We start from the raw sequence: 11,838 nt of genomic DNA, 5'->3' as shown, positions 1-11,838 counted from the left end.
CGTCACGCTCCCCAGGTGGCTTCCAGCGTTCTGATCCAGTTGCCGTGGCAAATCTTCTCAAGCGAAGCCTGATCGTAACCTGCTTTGCGCAGGGCATCAACGAGCAGTTGCAGGTCGGACGCGTCTTTCATGATGGCTGGAATGGTGGTGCCGTCGAAATCCGAGCCCATGGCAACATGGTCTATGCCCATGCGCTCAACCATGTAATCCACATGCCGCACCAGCTCGCCAAGATCGGTGTCGGGATTCTTGACGCCATCCTGGCGCATGAACAGCACGCCAAAATTGATGCCGGCCAGCCCACCGGTGTCCCTGATGGCATCAAGCTGGCGGTCGGTCAGGTTGCGGCTGTGGTTGCACAAAGCATGCGCATTGGAATGCGAAGCGACCAGCGGAGCATTCGAGATTTTGGCGATATCCCAGAAACCCTGCTCATTCATGTGGGAAAGATCGACCATGATCTTTAGTTCGTTGCAGGCCTTGATCAGCCGCTGTCCGGCATCCGTTAGACCGGGGCCGATATCGGGTGTCGATGGGAAGCGGAACGGAACGCCATGCGCAAAAATATTGGGGCGGCTCCACACCGGACCCAGCGTGCGAAGGCCAGCCTGATGCAGAACATACAGCGCATCGAGATTGGCATCGAAAGCTTCGACGCCCTCGATATGCAGCACCGAGGCGAAGGCGCCATTTGCCATGGCGTGGCGAATATCGGCAGCGCTACGGCAGACCTTGAGTTTGCCGTTGGACGCCGCCTCGATGCGAAACAGCAGGCTGGCCATGCCAAGCGTCGTAGCCAGTGCATCCGGCTGGCTGGGCGGCAGAAAGTCGCGGTTGGCGTCAAAACCCTGTGGTGACGGAACAAAGATCGCGCAAAGACCGCCTGCCAAGCCACCCTTTTCAGCGCGCGGCAAATCGATGTGTCCGACAGTGTCGCCCTCAATGAACAGCGTTTCCGGGGACGGATTGCCGGAAAGCTTGAGGCGCAGGAGGACATCGTTGTGGCCGTCGAATACGGGCACGGCATTGGGGCTGGTCATGGGGCGGTCACTTTCGGATAATGTCTGACAGGCGTTGCTGTAAGCGTCAGATAGGTGCAAATGCAATGCCCGAACAGGGCTCCGTTGCGTTAACGGGGCCATTTGAATGGAAAAAGACATGCTGGACGATCAAGACTGGAGCGCTGCATCCGATGTAGCAGCGCATTTCGTTTCTCAATGGGGAAGCCAGGAGCCCGGCGGTTCCGTTATTGGCTTTGATCGATCCGGCATCCGTTTTGCTCACGCTGGTGGTGTCGAGAGCCTGTCCATGCTCACGCCCTTCACATCAAAAAGCATTGTGCGCTATGCCTCCGTCACCAAGCATGTATTCTGCGCCATGGTGCTGGAAAACAGCGATCTGATCTCGCTGGATGATCCCCTTGGGCAACACATAGCCGAACTTCAATCGCCACTTCGCGACGTTACTGTCGGTCAGGCGCTGGATATGAGCGGTGGTCTGCCGGACGTGCGTGAATGCCTCTCACTGCTTGGGCTTTCCGTCTATACGGAGACGAAGCCGGGGCCGTTGCTAGACTATCTCTCGCGAATGACGCGGCTCAATTTTCCGGCAGGCAGCGAAGTGTCCTATTCCAACACCGGTTATCGTCTGGTGGAGGCGGCGCTGGAACGAAAGGGTCTGCGCTTCGATGACTTCGTCCAGAAACATATTGCAGAACCAATCGGGATTTTCTTGAAGGCGCCAGATGTCTGGAACGATCCGGTGACGGAACTCGTGCCGGGCTATTGGAAAGCCGAGCAAGGCTGGCAGCTGTCCTCAGCGGGCTTGCACATTTCCGCATCAGGAAGTTTGACAGGCAGTGCCGAGGCCTTGGTGCACTGGTTACAGGCGTTGCTGCAAGGCGAAAACGGTTTTTCAGGCATTCTCGAAAAAATGGCTGCCGAACGCCCGCTTGGTAACGGAAGAATGAGCGACTACGGACTTGGCTTGCGTTGGTCGCATCTGGGCTCACGCCGTTTTGTCGGTCACGGCGGGTCACATCCCGGCTACAAGACCTATTTCCTGCTCGACCCGGAGAATGGTACAGGCTTTGTCGTGGTGTCCAACCGCGAAGATACCAATGGGTTCAATATTGCGCTGGAAAGCATGGCGGCGCTGACCGGTCTACCGCTTCCGAAACCGGCTAATACGCTGCCGGATGGTCTCTATGTCACCGAGACAGGTCCGTGGTGGCTGGAAATCAAGGGCAGCACCTGCACCTTTATCGATGCGGACGACACGCTTTATGAGGATGAAAACGACTGGGTTTCCTCCCGTTCCGCGTCATCGCCCATGCGCTTGCGTTTGGATGGCAATGCATTGCTGGGAGAGGCGGGACACGCGCAGCGCCGTTTTCTGCCGGTTGGTCAGCAGGAGGTTCCGGCCGCACTTTCGGGCTGCTGGCGCTCGCCCGAGGGGGCGGAGTTCGTGATTGCGGACGGGGCCTTGTCTATGGGTATCGGCCCGGTGCGCCACACAATGCCACTCACCGCGCTGGGGAATGGGCGTTTTCTGTTCACGCTGATCGATGGTCCGTGGACGAAAAGGGTATGCCTGAACGTGCTGGATCAGGATCGCGTCGAACTGGTTTCCAGCCGCGCCCGGATGATCGAATATCGGCGCTCGACCTGAGAGATCGAGCGCCGCTGAGTATCAGATCGCCGTGCGCAATGCGTTTTCGAGGTAGAGCTCGCGCAGACGCGTGACCAGGGGGCCGGGCTTGCCGTTACCGATGGGCTTGCCGTCGATGGTGGTGATGGGCATGACGAAATTGCCGGCACTCGTAAGCGCTGCCTCATTTGCTTCAAACGCTTCCTGAAGTGTGAAGGCGCGTTCTTCCAGCGTCAGTCCTGCTTCTTCGACCAACTGCAAGACAGCCGCGCGGGTGCAGCCGGGAAGCGTCTTGTTGCTGTTGCCGCGTGTCACGAGCTTATTGTCGGCGGTGATGATATAGGCGGTGGAAGATGCGCCTTCGGTGACGAAACCATCCTCGATCATCCATGCCTCATCGCAGCCTTCCGCCTTGGCGATGCGCTTTGCCATGACCTGTGGCAGCAGGCAGACGGATTTGATATCGCGACGTGCCCAGCGTTGATCCGGAACGGATTTGACCGAAAGCCCTGTTGCCTCTTGCGGACCGCCGACCAGCTTTTTGACCTGCGGGAACATGACGAGTGTCGGGGCAAGATCGTCGGAAAACAGGAAGTTGCGGTCTTCTGCGCCACGCGTCAGTTGCAGATAGATGAGGCCCTCCACCAGATTGTTGTCCTTGATCAGACGGCGCTCTGCGTCCACGACCTGCTGGGTGGTGATGGGTAGCGGAATATCGATTTCGCCGGCACTGCGCTCCAAGCGCGCCATGTGCAGATCGCTATCGATCAGCTTGCCACCGATCACCGACGTCACCTCATAAATGCCGTCTCCGAACAGAAAACCACGGTCGAAAATGGAAAGCTTGGCTTCGGCTTCGGGAAGAAATTCGCCGTTGAGATAGACGATACGGCTGTTTTCGCTGGGCATGATGGGTCCTTTAGGATCGAGAGGAAAGCAGCGCTTTCAGCGCTTCGATGGAAATGGCGGGAATGGTCGATGGCTTGCCCGTAGCGGCATTGAAACCGCTTGTGGGCGATGCCACGCAAAGCGAGTTCAAAATTGCTTCTTCCGTCGCTTCGATAGCGGCTTCGAACAAGGGCGAGATGACGTCGTTGGAAAGCTCCGGATAAGCGTAAAGCTCCTTGCGGCGCTCCGGCGTGCGGCGAACATCTTCTGCGGTTGAAAAGGCAAGCGCATAATCGCCCGAACCGTTGCTGAGCGCTGCGCCCGTGCGTGCCAGTCCACCGAATGAACGCGCGGCCAGCCGCTTCAGATTGCGTGACGACAAAGGCGCATCGGTGGCCAGCACGATGACGATGGAGCCATCCTTATCCAGGTGCTGCGGGCTGACATAGGGCCTTCCGCAGACGAGAAGGTTGCCGCCGTAATTGGATTGCACGAGAACGCCCAGCGTATAGCGTTCCCCCGCAATGGACAGGACGCGGGAACTGGTGCCGATGCCGCCCTTCAGGCCGAAAGCGACGGTGCCGGTACCTGCGCCAACTGTGCCTTCATCGACCGCACCTTCGCGGGCATTGTCCAAAGCCAAAGCGATTTCGTCCATGGTCGGGCGACCGGCGCGGATATCGTTCAGGCGGGAATCATTGGTTTCGCCAACCACGGCGTTCAGCGACACGACTTTTTCATTGCCGGGTTGGGCAAGCGTGTAGCGGTTGATGGCCTCGATGGCGCGGCCTGTGGCAAGCGTGTTGGTCAGAATGATCGGCGTTTCGACTTCGCCCAATTCCTCGATCTGCGTTGCGCCGACGAATTTGCCAAAGCCGTTATAGACCGCGAGCGCCGCCGGAACCTTGTCCTGAAACAGATTGCCGCCATGGGAAAAAATGGCGGTTGCCCCGGTGCGGATTGCGTCGCCCTCGATGACGGTCGAATGGCCGACGCGCAGGCCTGAAACATCAGTGATGGCGTTTAGCCTGCCTGCTTCGTAAACACCCGGAACAAAACCGATATCGCGCAGTCTCACTCGGGTGTCGTCAGGCATCGGCATTACTCGTTCGGCATTCGCCAGAGGTGGAAGAAGGGTATCAGAGACTCATATGCGGCAGCTTTAGCGCGATTTGTGGCAAAACGGCAGCGCAAAAGGCGGGCTCTCCCTACTCAAACTCCAAAATCACCTCATCCACTGCGAGACTGTCTCCAGCGCTCACGGATATTTTGCTGACGCGGCCTCTGCGTTCTGCGCGCAGAATATTTTCCATCTTCATGGCCTCCACCGTTGCCAGTGCCTGGCCCGCTTCCACCTGCTCACCCGCCTGCACGGAAATGGAGGTGACGACGCCCGGCATCGGGCAAAGCAGCAGCTTGGACGTATCCGGCGGCAGCTTTTCCGGCATCAAGCGCGCGAGTTCTGCCACACGCGGCGTGCGAACCCGCGCTGTGACATCCATGCCCCCCCAGCGCAGACGGATTGCTGATGGAAAAAGATCGACCTTCACTGCCATGGCCTGGCCGCCAACCGTGAACACTTGCAGCGTCTCCCCGGGCTGCCAGCTTGTTTCGACTGGCAGGGCGGTGCCATCCTCGAAGGTCGCTGTCACGATGCTTTCGGCGGCATCGAGAGAGAGGCTGTGGTCCGCTTTGGAGAAGGTGACTACCCAATCCTTGCCGACCACGCGGCGATGATTGCCGATGGTGCCGGAAATCTGCGTGGCGCGGGTCTGCACGCGGTGATGGATCAGTGCGGCAATGGCGGCCAGTTTCCGCGCGGTCTCCGCATCCGGTTCGACACTCGCAAAGCCCTCGGGAAACTCTTCCGCGATAAAGCCAGTCGTCAGGTTTCCGCTGCGGAAACGCTGATTTTGAATGACGGTGGAAAGGAAAGGCAGGTTGTGGCCAATGCCCTCAACCTCGAAACTGTCCAGCGCCTCGCCCATGGCATCGATAGCGGTTGTCCGGTCTTCTCCCCAAGCGCAGAGCTTGGCGATCATCGGATCGTAGTACATCGAGATTTCACCGCCTTCGAAAACGCCCGTGTCGTTGCGAATGATGGTGCCATCGGTCTGCTTGCCTTCTTTCGGAGGCCGATAACGTGTCAGGCGACCGATGGAAGGCAGGAAGTTCCGGTAAGGATCTTCGGCGTAGAGACGGCTTTCGATGGCCCAGCCGTTGAGTTTCACGTCATTCTGACTGAATGCAAGGCGCTCGCCGGAGGCAACGCGGATCATCTGCTCCACCAGATCGATACCCGTGACCAGTTCCGTTACCGGGTGCTCGACCTGAAGCCGCGTGTTCATTTCAAGGAAGTAGAAATTGCGTTCGCCATCCACGATGAATTCAACCGTGCCAGCAGAATAATAGCCAACGGCCTTGGCAAGGGCGACGGCCTGTTCGCCCATGGCCTTGCGGGTGGCTTGATCGAGGAAAGGCGAGGGCGCTTCTTCAATGACTTTCTGGTTACGGCGCTGGATGGAGCATTCGCGCTCTCCGAGGTAAAGCACGTTGCCATGCTTGTCGCCCAGCACCTGAATTTCGATGTGGCGCGGCTGGTTGACGAATTTTTCGATGAAAATGCGGTCATCGCCAAAGGATGCCTTGGCCTCGTTCTTCGAGGACTGGAAGCCTTCACGCGCCTCGGCATCGTTCCAGGCAATCCGCATTCCCTTGCCGCCGCCGCCAGCGGATGCCTTGATCATCACAGGATAACCGATGGAAGACGCGATATTCACGGCCTCGTCCGCATCTTCGATCAGGCCCATATGCCCCGGCACGGTGGAAACACCGGAATCCTGCGCCAGCTTCTTCGAGGTGATCTTGTCGCCCATCGCTTCGATGGCCTTTACCGGCGGGCCGATGAAGATGACGCCGGCCTTATCAAGCGCTGCCGCAAAGTTGGGATTTTCCGACAGGAAGCCATAGCCGGGATGCACAGCATCGGCCCCGGTTTGCTTTATCGCCTCCAGAATCTTCTCGATGACGATATAGGACTGGTTGGACGGGGCAGGGCCGATATGGACCGACTCGTCGGCCTCGCGCACATGCAGCGCATTGGCGTCGGCATCGGAGTAAACCGCGACAGTCTTTATGCCCATGGCCTTGGCCGTGCGGATGACACGGCAGGCGATTTCACCTCTGTTGGCGATGAGGATTTTGGAGATCATGGTTTTGTCCTCACAGAGGTATCGTGTCGTGTTTCTTCCAATGCGTCGTCACCTGCTTGTTGCGCAGTGAGGCAAAGGCGCGGGCGATGCGGCGGCGGGAGGAATGGGGCATGATGACCTCATCGATAAAGCCGCGTTCTGCCGCCACGAAGGGATTGGCGAAACGCTCTTCATATTCCTTGGTGCGTGCAGCGATCTTGTCCGGATCGGATAATTCGGAGCGATAGAGAATTTCCGCAGCGCCCTTTGCGCCCATCACCGCAATTTCCGCCGTCGGCCAGGCGTAGTTGACGTCGGCGCCGATATGTTTGGAGGCCATGACATCATAAGCGCCGCCATACGCCTTGCGGGTGATCAGCGTCACCATCGGTACGGTCGCTTCCGAATATGCAAATAGCAGCTTTGCGCCGTGTTTGATGACGCCGCCATATTCCTGCGCCACACCCGGCAGAAAGCCTGGTACATCCACCAGCGTCAGAAGCGGAATGTTAAAGGCATCGCAAAACCGCACGAAGCGCGCGGCCTTGCGCGAGCTATCGATATCCAGGCAGCCCGCCAGCACCATTGGTTGATTGGCAACGACACCGACGGTCTGGCCTTCGAGGCGGATGAAGCCGGTGATGATGTTTTTGGCGAAGGCCTCCTGAATCTCGAAGAAATCGCCTTCATCAGCCAGCGCGTGGATCAGTTCCTTCATGTCATAAGGCTTGTTGGAACTGTCAGGAATCAGCGTATCCAGCCGCTGCTCCAGACGTGCCGGGTCGTCATGAAACGGGCGACTTGGCGCTTTTTCGCGATTGTTGAGCGGCAGGAAATCGAACAGGGCGCGGACGGCTTCCAGCGCTTCGATGTCGTTTTCGTACGCGCCATCGGCCACTGAGGATTTTCTGGTGTGGGTGGACGCGCCGCCCAGTTCTTCCGCGGTGACGATCTCATTCGTGACGGTTTTCACCACATCCGGGCCGGTGACGAACATGTAGGAGGTATCGCGCACCATAAAGATGAAATCCGTCATGGCTGGCGAATAGACCGCGCCGCCAGCGCAGGGGCCCATGATGACGGAGATTTGCGGGATGACGCCGGATACTTCGGCATTACGGCGGAAGACCTCTGCGTAACCGGCCAGCGACGCCACGCCTTCCTGAATACGCGCACCGCCGCTATCGTTAAGGCCGATCAGCGGCGCACCGGCGCGCACCGCCATATCCATGACCTTGCAAATTTTCTGCGCATGGGTTTCGGAAAGCGAACCGCCCAGAACGGTGAAATCCTGGCTGAAGACGTAAACCTGGCGACCGTTGATGGTGCCCCAGCCGGTAACGACGCCATCGCCAGCGACTTTTTGCTCCGCCATGCCGAAATCCACCGCGCGGTGGGTGACATACATGTCGTATTCTTCGAAGGAGCCCTCATCGAGCAGAACATCAAGGCGCTCCCGCGCCGTCAGCTTGCCCTTGGCATGTTGCGCATCGATGCGCTTCTGGCCTCCGCCAAGCCTTGCTTCGGCCCGGCGCGCGTCCAATTCCTCGAGAACCGTCGGCATGCAACCTCCCTCATGCTGATATCGTCACATAGGCTTAGACGTGAAATCTCGAATTGAAAACAGTCTATTACGGCCAGATGTGCGGATTTCGATCCGGATCAGAGAGATTGCGCCGCATTGATGGAGGAGACGAAGCGGCGCGTACGCTCCTGTTCGGGTGCGCGGAAAATGGCTTCGGCAGTGCCTGTTTCCACCACCTTGCCAGCCTCCAGAAACACGACATTGTTGGCGATGCGGGAAGCAAGGCGCAAATCATGTGTCGCCATAACCATGGTCGTTCCCTCGCGGGCCAATTGGCCAAGCACGTCAACGACTTCCTCTGAAAGCTCCGGGTCGAGCGCCGAAGTCGGCTCGTCACACAGCAGCACCTGCGGGGAGGGGCCGAGCGCACGGGCAATGGCAACGCGCTGCTGCTGGCCGCCGGAGAGGTTGGCGGGCCAGGCGTCGGCCTTGTGCGCCATGCCGACCTTGGTAAGAAGCTCCATGGCGCGATCTCTTGCTTTCTCGCGCGACCATTTCTGCACGATCAGCAAGCCTTCCATGACGTTTTCAATCGCGGTGCGATGCGGAAACAGCTGGAAGTTTTGGAACACCATACCCGTCTGACGGCGGATTTTCTGGATGGATTGCCACGTCACTTTCTTGTCTGAGGTAAATGCAATCGAGTCGGTGCCGATGCGCACCGTGCCCTCGGTCGGCAGCTCCAGCAGGTTGATGCAGCGCAGGAGCGTGCTTTTGCCGCCGCCGGAGGGGCCAACCAGCGCCGTGACGCTGCCCTCTGGAAATGTCAGTGAAATGTCTTTGAGGATGACAGCGTCGTCGAAGCGTTTTTCGATATTGGAAAGCTCGATCATCGGCTGTTCTCCATCATGCCGCCATAACGCGCAAACCGCACTTCCAGCCGGGCCTGCAAGTTGGACAGCACGGAGCTGAGGGCGAGATAGATGAGGGCTGCTTCGATGTAGAGGATAAGCGGTTCGTAAGTGGTGGCGACGATGCGCTGTGCGGACTGGAAAAGCTCCGGCACGGTGATAGCAGCGGCAAGCGACGTGTCTTTGACCAGCGAGATAAAGGTGTTGGACAACGGCGGCACGGCTACACGGCTTGCCTGCGGAAGAATGGTGCGCTGCATGGCCTGACGCCAGCTCATGCCGGTCGAGAACGCCGCTTCCCACTGGCCTTTGGGCACGGAGGAAATGGCGGCGCGGATGATTTCAGACGTGTAGGCGCCAACATTTAGGGTGAAACCGATCAGCGCTGCCGAAAAGGCATCCAGCAGAATTCCGACACTCGGCAGGCCGTAGAAGATGACGAAAAGCTGCACCAGCAGCGGCGTGCCTCTGATAACCCAGACGTAGAAGCGGGCAATCAGCCTCAGCGGCGTTGGCCCGAAGAGGCGGGCGACGGCGGTTGCGAGGCCAAGGATGAGGCCGAACAGAAAGGAGAGCAATGTCAGAGGGATGGTGAACTTCACGCCTGCCCAAAGTAGTGTGGGCAGGGAATCCATCATCAGTTGAAGCCAGTGCGGCACGGAAAACCCCTCAATAAAAACGAAGTCCGGCGCTAACGCCGGACTGTCTGATCTGGTTCGGATAATGGCTTATTTTACCTGGGGATAATAGACCCCTGGGTAGCGCCTTACTTGGAGACGTCCTGACCGAAATACTTGTCGGAAATCGTCTTGTAGGTGCCGTCTGCCTTGATGTCCGTCAGCGCCTTGTTGATGGCAGCAACGAGGTCTTCGTCACCCTTGCGCACGATGATGCCGGAATAATCCGCATTCGGCTGTTCAGCCACGATCTTCACAGGAGCTTGCGGCTGCTTCTTCTTGAAATCCAGGAAGGACAGGCTGTCATTGATGGTTGCGTCGGCGCGACCGGTCAGAACCAGCTGGATCGACTGGTCGAAACCGTCGGTGCCGACCAGCTCAGCGCCTGCCTCGGTTGCCAGCTTCCCGAAGTTACTGGTCAGCGACTGTGCCGATTTCTTGCCCTTCAGGTCTGCAAAGCCCTTGATGTCAGTGTTCTTCTCGCTGACGATCAGCACGGCCTTGGAGGCAATGTAGGGCTCGGAGAATGCATATTTCTGCTTGCGCGCTTCGGTGATTCCGACCTGATTGATAACAGCGTCGTAGCGCTTGGAATCAAGACCGGCGATCAGGCCATCCCACTTGCCTTCAACGAATTCGGCTTTGACACCGAGCTTCTTTGCGACGGCTTCGCCGATTTCCACATCGAAACCAACCAGCTTGTTGGCAGAATCGTGGAAGGTGAAGGGCGCATAGGTGCCCTCGGTGCCGATCTTGATGACACCTGCGGACTTGATCTGGTCAAGGTTCTCGCCAGCGAAAGAGTAAGAGGCGGTAGCGGCGGTGAACGCAGCGGCAGTGGTGATTGTCTTGAGCCAGTTCATTGGTATTCCTTTCAGGATTTTCTAAGCACATCTCATCCCACAAAACATGCGCGTTTAAACGGCAGAAAGACGCAAAAAGATGCAAAATAAGAGAATATTTTTCTCTTATCTGGCGGTTCTTTATGCATCGCCACAGCGGCTGGTGATTGGGAGGTTCAGCGGCCTCTCCAAACCCTCTAAAACACCGGCGCGACAAACCATGTCGCTTGCAGAATCGCATGGAATTTCAGTCGCATGGCCAGTTTTTGAAGGACGGGAACTCCGGCCCTGTCAAGGGGTGAGTGAGGTTAATTTCTGCGGCTGGAAAAGGGCTCCGTTAACCTTTTGTTAACCACATTTGGGGTACCTAATGTCAATGATTTGTTTACCAAGATGACCAAAGTGCTAACAGACCCACGCTCAATCCGTATCAAAGGCCGTTCATTTCTGGCGGTCGTGCTGTCTCCCGAGCAGCCGCTCGACCAATGGCTGGAGCGACTCGATGATCTGGCGGCGCGTTCTGCCGGGTTCTTCCTGTCGCGCCCCGTGGTGCTGGATGTGGCGGAGCTGAAGCTCGACAAGGGCGGGCTGAAAGCGCTTCTGGCCGAACTCGTGTCGCGCAATGTCGCCATCATGGGCATCGAGGGCGCACGCCCTTCCATGATCGAGCAGGGCATGCCGCCTGCGCTGAAGGGCGGTAAGGCTGCGTCTGACATTGAAGTCGAACCGGTGTCGCTGGCCACCGTCGAGGTTGCCGAGGAGCCGACGAAGGCTCCGGTGACGGAGATTCGCAGCGTCGTTCAATCGTTGATGATCAGCGAGCCGGTTCGTTCCGGCCAGTCGGTAATCTTTCCGGAAGGCGATGTGACCATCGTCGGTTCCGTTGCCTCTGGTGCAGAAGTCATCGCGGGCGGATCGATCCACATTTACGGCGCACTGCGCGGACGCGCCATGGCGGGCTCGCTCGGTAACGCGTCGGCACGCATATTCTGCAAGAAGCTGGAGGCCGAATTGCTGGCCATCGATGGTGTCTACAAGGTGGCAGAAGACATAGACCCGAAACTCCGCGGTCAGGCGGTCCAGCTGTGGCTGGAAAACGATACGATCAAGGCGGACAAACTCAATTAAGCCGCATGCGGCAAGAACAGGAGAGCA

At 58.2% G+C, this 11,838-nt stretch carries 10 protein-coding genes; 2 read left to right on the top strand and 8 right to left on the bottom strand.

Annotation, left to right across the window (positions count from 1 at the left end; all coding sequences use genetic code 11):
• Window positions 1-2 precede the first annotated feature (2 nt).
• Window positions 3-1,040, bottom strand: a complete 1,038-nt coding sequence (locus ABUK73_RS06685; RefSeq protein ID WP_353576594.1) for a dipeptidase — start codon at window positions 1,038-1,040, stop codon at window positions 3-5.
• Between the two features lie 118 nt (window positions 1,041-1,158).
• Here ABUK73_RS06685 and ABUK73_RS06680 point away from each other — a divergent pair, with 118 nt between their 5' ends.
• Complete coding sequence (locus tag ABUK73_RS06680) at window positions 1,159-2,670, top strand: serine hydrolase domain-containing protein (RefSeq protein ID WP_353576593.1); 1,512 nt, start codon at window positions 1,159-1,161, stop codon at window positions 2,668-2,670.
• A 21-nt stretch (window positions 2,671-2,691) separates the two neighbouring features.
• Here ABUK73_RS06680 and ABUK73_RS06675 read toward each other — a convergent pair whose 3' ends face one another.
• The 7 genes from ABUK73_RS06675 to ABUK73_RS06645 all read right to left on the bottom strand — a co-directional run bounded on the left by ABUK73_RS06675 (window position 2,692) and on the right by ABUK73_RS06645 (window position 10,704).
• Window positions 2,692-3,558 (bottom strand): D-amino-acid transaminase, encoded by an 867-nt coding sequence (locus ABUK73_RS06675; RefSeq protein WP_353576592.1) that lies wholly within the window; start codon window positions 3,556-3,558, stop codon window positions 2,692-2,694.
• 10 nt (window positions 3,559-3,568) lie between these two features.
• Window positions 3,569-4,633, bottom strand: coding sequence for a P1 family peptidase (locus tag ABUK73_RS06670; protein WP_353576591.1), 1,065 nt, complete (start codon window positions 4,631-4,633; stop codon window positions 3,569-3,571).
• A 112-nt stretch (window positions 4,634-4,745) separates the two neighbouring features.
• Window positions 4,746-6,749 carry an acetyl/propionyl/methylcrotonyl-CoA carboxylase subunit alpha gene (locus tag ABUK73_RS06665; protein WP_353576590.1) on the bottom strand — a complete coding sequence of 668 codons (2,004 nt, stop codon included), beginning with the start codon at window positions 6,747-6,749 and terminating at the stop codon, window positions 4,746-4,748.
• Between the two features lie 10 nt (window positions 6,750-6,759).
• Window positions 6,760-8,292 carry an acyl-CoA carboxylase subunit beta gene (locus ABUK73_RS06660; protein WP_353576589.1) on the bottom strand — a complete coding sequence of 511 codons (1,533 nt, stop codon included), beginning with the start codon at window positions 8,290-8,292 and terminating at the stop codon, window positions 6,760-6,762.
• Window positions 8,293-8,390: 98 nt separating this feature from the next.
• Window positions 8,391-9,146, bottom strand: a complete 756-nt coding sequence (locus tag ABUK73_RS06655; protein ID WP_353576588.1) for an amino acid ABC transporter ATP-binding protein — start codon at window positions 9,144-9,146, stop codon at window positions 8,391-8,393.
• Window positions 9,143-9,823 (bottom strand): amino acid ABC transporter permease, encoded by a 681-nt coding sequence (locus ABUK73_RS06650; RefSeq protein WP_113089072.1) that lies wholly within the window; start codon window positions 9,821-9,823, stop codon window positions 9,143-9,145. The genes ABUK73_RS06655 and ABUK73_RS06650 overlap by 4 nt, the downstream gene beginning before the upstream one ends.
• A 107-nt stretch (window positions 9,824-9,930) precedes the next feature.
• Window positions 9,931-10,704 (bottom strand): amino acid ABC transporter substrate-binding protein, encoded by a 774-nt coding sequence (locus ABUK73_RS06645; RefSeq protein ID WP_353576587.1) that lies wholly within the window; start codon window positions 10,702-10,704, stop codon window positions 9,931-9,933.
• A gap of 372 nt (window positions 10,705-11,076) precedes the next feature.
• Here ABUK73_RS06645 and minC point away from each other — a divergent pair, with 372 nt between their 5' ends.
• Window positions 11,077-11,811 carry a septum site-determining protein MinC gene (gene minC, locus ABUK73_RS06640; RefSeq protein WP_353576586.1) on the top strand — a complete coding sequence of 245 codons (735 nt, stop codon included), beginning with the start codon at window positions 11,077-11,079 and terminating at the stop codon, window positions 11,809-11,811.
• Window positions 11,812-11,838 lie beyond the last annotated feature (27 nt).

The sequence above is a fragment of the Agrobacterium vacciniicorymbosi genome (assembly GCF_040427045.1).
Taxonomy (GTDB): Bacteria; Pseudomonadota; Alphaproteobacteria; order Rhizobiales; family Rhizobiaceae; genus Agrobacterium.
The sequence above is the reverse complement of the archived record's forward strand: the minus strand, read 5'-3'. Positions and strand labels throughout refer to the sequence as shown.

Excerpts from the sequence above, each read along its gene's own strand:
- ABUK73_RS06660 (WP_353576589.1), bottom strand. The coding sequence starts at position 8,292 with ATGCCGACGGTTCTCGAGGAATTGGACGCGCGCCGGGCCGAAGCAAGG.
- minC (WP_353576586.1), top strand. The coding sequence starts at position 11,077 with ATGACCAAAGTGCTAACAGACCCACGCTCAATCCGTATCAAAGGCCGT.
- ABUK73_RS06680 (WP_353576593.1), top strand. The coding sequence starts at position 1,159 with ATGCTGGACGATCAAGACTGGAGCGCTGCATCCGATGTAGCAGCGCAT.
- ABUK73_RS06685 (WP_353576594.1), bottom strand. The coding sequence starts at position 1,040 with ATGACCAGCCCCAATGCCGTGCCCGTATTCGACGGCCACAACGATGTC.
- ABUK73_RS06655 (WP_353576588.1), bottom strand. The coding sequence starts at position 9,146 with ATGATCGAGCTTTCCAATATCGAAAAACGCTTCGACGACGCTGTCATC.
- ABUK73_RS06675 (WP_353576592.1), bottom strand. The coding sequence starts at position 3,558 with ATGCCCAGCGAAAACAGCCGTATCGTCTATCTCAACGGCGAATTTCTT.
- ABUK73_RS06645 (WP_353576587.1), bottom strand. The coding sequence starts at position 10,704 with ATGAACTGGCTCAAGACAATCACCACTGCCGCTGCGTTCACCGCCGCT.
- ABUK73_RS06665 (WP_353576590.1), bottom strand. The coding sequence starts at position 6,749 with ATGATCTCCAAAATCCTCATCGCCAACAGAGGTGAAATCGCCTGCCGT.
- ABUK73_RS06670 (WP_353576591.1), bottom strand. The coding sequence starts at position 4,633 with ATGCCTGACGACACCCGAGTGAGACTGCGCGATATCGGTTTTGTTCCG.